Origin of the sequence: Arthrobacter sp. Hiyo1 (assembly GCF_001263615.2) — a bacterium.
Classification (GTDB): Bacteria; Actinomycetota; Actinomycetes; order Actinomycetales; family Micrococcaceae; genus Arthrobacter.
On record NZ_DF952476.1, the window covers coordinates 43,889 to 46,782 of the forward strand.

The 2,894-nt window shown below is 63.8% G+C and carries 4 protein-coding genes; 2 read left to right on the top strand and 2 right to left on the bottom strand.

The features are described from left to right. Both AHiyo1_RS25765 and dcd read left to right on the top strand, forming a co-directional pair. Positions 1 to 249: hypothetical protein (locus tag AHiyo1_RS25765; protein ID WP_216363273.1), on the top strand; the 249-nt coding region annotated here is incomplete at its 5' end. 57 nt (positions 250 to 306) lie between these two features. Further along, positions 307 to 882 (top strand): dCTP deaminase, encoded by a 576-nt coding sequence (gene dcd, locus AHiyo1_RS20655; RefSeq protein ID WP_059389836.1) that lies wholly within the window; start codon positions 307 to 309, stop codon positions 880 to 882. Between the two features lie 133 nt (positions 883 to 1,015). On the opposite strand, the gene AHiyo1_RS20660 is transcribed toward dcd, so the two are convergent. After that, the gene (locus tag AHiyo1_RS20660; RefSeq protein WP_059389837.1) at positions 1,016 to 2,221 is read right to left on the bottom strand and encodes a cation:proton antiporter; all 1,206 of its coding nucleotides are present in this window, start codon (positions 2,219 to 2,221) and stop codon (positions 1,016 to 1,018) included. A gap of 5 nt (positions 2,222 to 2,226) precedes the next feature. Beyond that, positions 2,227 to 2,709, bottom strand: coding sequence for a cation:proton antiporter regulatory subunit (locus tag AHiyo1_RS20665; protein ID WP_059389838.1), 483 nt, complete (start codon positions 2,707 to 2,709; stop codon positions 2,227 to 2,229). Between the last annotated feature and the right edge of the window lie 185 nt (positions 2,710 to 2,894).

Consider the following 2,894-nt stretch of genomic DNA (forward strand, 5'->3'; position numbering starts at 1 on the left):
GACGGCGGTGCGGACGCCGTCGTCGTACTTTCAGCGCTTGCGGTGGTGTTTGAGATGGAGGGGGCGGCAGTTTCGGAGGGCAGGGCCGGGACGGTTAGCGGTCCGGAGGCAGGGGCCATCACCGTGAGAAGGCAGGCCACCACTACGGCAACGGGCACCGCAATTCGTCTCAATGTTTCCCCAGATTCGCATCGTGCCACCGTTCCCAAATTCAACAGCGGTAACGGCAGTCTATGTGGTGCACTATAGTCCCATGCGCCACTCCGGCACCACGGGGTACGGGGTGGATACGGTACTTTTGATCCTGTGCTGATCTCTGACCGCGACATACGTGCCGAAATCGACTCCCGACGTATCGTCCTGGAGCCCTACGACCCCGCGATGGTTCAGCCGTCCTCGGTGGATGTGAGGATTGACCGCTTCTTCCGGCTGTTCGACAACCACAAATACGCGCACATCGACCCCTCCGAGGAGCAGCCTGAGCTGACCCGCCTGGTTGAGGTGGAGGGCGACGAACCCTTCATCCTGCACCCGGGCGAGTTCGTGCTCGGTTCAACGTACGAGACCGTGAGCCTGCCGGACGACGTCGCCGCACGCCTTGAAGGAAAGTCTTCGCTGGGGCGCCTCGGCCTCCTGACGCACTCCACGGCCGGCTTCATCGACCCCGGGTTCTCAGGCCATGTGACCTTGGAGCTGTCCAACGTTGCCACGTTGCCCATCAAGCTGTGGCCCGGCATGAAGATCGGCCAGTTGTGCTTCTTCCGGCTCTCCTCGGCGGCTGAGCATCCCTATGGTTCCGGCGGATACGGCAACCGTTACCAAGGCCAGCGCGGCCCCACCGCGAGCCGCAGCCACTTGAACTTCCACCGGACGACTGTCTAGCCCCTGCCTGCTTGGGTTTTCCAAGACGCTCGCTCAGATATGTGGGCAATAGCGGAGACGCTCGCTCATCATGTGAGCGAGCGTCCAAAGGAAACGCCCCAAAAGTGAGCGAGCGTCGGGGAACGGCCGATGCTCACGCCTCGAAGGACGCAATAGGCTCGGAGGCCTTCGGTTTGCGTGAGGACTTGCGGAAGGCCTTGACCGTCGGTTCCACGAAGCGGGCTGCGAGCGGTCCGATGATGGCCATGAGCAGCACATACGCGGTAGCGAGGGCGGCAAGCTCGCGCGGTACGACTCCCGAGGCCACGGCCAGGCCTGCGATGACAATGGAGAATTCACCGCGGGCGATCAGGGCGGCTCCTGCGCGGAAACGGCCGGGAACGGCGATCCCTGCCCGCTTTGCCGCCCAGAATCCGGTCAGTACCTTGGTCACGGCTGTCGCGAGTGCAAGGAGCAGCGCCCAGCCCAGGACCGGCGGGATGCTGGACGGGTCCGTGTTGAGGCCGAAGGCTACGAAGAAGATGGCCGCGAAGAGATCCCGGAGCGGTTCAAGGATCCGCGTCGCGTTGTGGGCCGTTGCCCCCGAAATGGCAATGCCCAGCATGAACGCCCCCACGGCCGCGGAGACCTGGAGGGCGGACGCGATGCCGGCCACCAAGAGCGCGGCTCCGAGGAGATTGAGCAGGAAGACTTCGGAGTTTTCGCTGTGCACGGCCTGGGATACCCGGTGGCCGTGTTTGAGGGCCACCACCAGCACCAAGGTGACCACGGCCAGCGCAATACCCACCGTCTGGAGCCCGCCCAGGAAGCCCACGCCTGCGAGGATCGCCGTCAGGATCGGAAGGTAGATGGCCATGGTGAGGTCTTCGAAAACCAAGATGGCCAGCACCACCGGCGTCTCACGGTTACCGATCCGGCCGAGGTCCGTGATCACCTTCGCGGCGATGCCGGAGGAAGAAATATAGGTGACACCGCCCATGACGATCGCCCCGACAAGCCCCCAACCGAGCCACACGGCGATGCCGGCACCCGGAAGAAAGTTCAACACCAGGTCCAGCACTCCGGCTTGCCACGAGCGCCTCAGCCCCGTGACGAGTTCCGCCGCCGTATATTCCAAGCCGAGCATCAACAGGAGCAGGATGACACCGATTTCGCCGGAAAGATGGGCGAACTCGTGCATGCCATCCAGTTTGATCAGTCCACCCGCCCCGAACGCCAGTCCCCCCACCAAATAGAGCGGAATGGGGGACATGCCGATCCTGCCGGCCAAGCGAGCCAAGAGGCCGAGACAGAAAACGACTGCGCCCAGCTCAATGAGGGTCAGGGCCAGGGGGTCCATGAACGTCAGCCGTTGCGCAGAATGGCAGCCGCAGAGTCAAGACCTTCCTGCGTACCGACAGCCACCAGCAGATCACCCGTGTGAAGGACGACGTCGGGAGCCGGTGAGGGAACCACTTCGCCTTCGCGCATGATCGCCACGATCGAGACACCACTGCGGGTGCGGATCTGGGCTTTGCCCATGGGCTGGTTGTTGAAAGGGGAGTCAGCGGTGATGGAGAACTGCCGCGTGACAATGCCGGGGATTTCCTTGTGGGCTTCGGCCAAACGCATGGCGATGTGCTGACCGCCCAGGAGGTTGCCCAGGGCGGCGGCTTCGTCTGCGGTCAACGGGATGGATGCCTGGCAGGTATCGGGATCGTCCCACGTGGAGACGAAAAGCTCGGTCTCACCCTCCCGCATCTCGACAACACCGATCCGGCGTCCCGAGGCCGTGATGAAATCCTTGCGGACCCCGAGGCCTGGAAGTTCTGTCTCATCCACGTTCATACGTCCACCCTAGCCCTCTTGAAGGGGCGGCGGAATGATGCCACTCGGGGCCGTCGCGCAAAGCGGCCCGCGCCTTTCTAGGGGGCCAAAGCCAGGCCGCGCGCGGCGTCGTCGTAGTACTCGCGGTTAGCCAATCCGGACGCTGCCGCCTCGTCGAGAACCACCACGGCGTCGGCATGCCATTG